This is a genomic window from Paraburkholderia sp. SIMBA_053, assembly GCF_046534895.1.
Lineage (GTDB): Bacteria > Pseudomonadota > Gammaproteobacteria > Burkholderiales > Burkholderiaceae > Paraburkholderia > Paraburkholderia caledonica.
This window is the reverse complement of the sequence record NZ_JAWRXU010001877.1, coordinates 1-231: the sequence shown is the minus strand read 5'-3', so window position 1 is coordinate 231 and position 231 is coordinate 1. Positions and strand designations below refer to the sequence as shown.

1 protein-coding gene is annotated in these 231 nt (G+C 57.1%); it reads left to right on the top strand.

The annotated features are described in order from the left end of the window. A partial coding sequence (locus SB753_RS42055; protein WP_410805820.1) for an isocitrate dehydrogenase kinase/phosphatase AceK regulatory subunit occupies positions 1–231 on the top strand: 231 nt, incomplete at both ends.

The following is a 231-nucleotide window of genomic DNA, read 5'->3' as shown; positions in this document are numbered from 1 at the left end:
GCTCGAGGACGAATACGACGCCGAGAGCATCGACGACGAAGTCTGGCAGCAGATCAAGCTGCACTACATCGGACTTTTGACGTCGCACCGCCAGCCCGAATGCGCGGAGACGTTCTTCAATTCGGTGTGCTGTCAGATCCTGCATCGCTCGTACTTCAACAATGATTTCATCTTCGTGCGGCCCGCGATTTCGACCGAGTACATCGAGAACGACGAGCCGGCAGCGAAGCC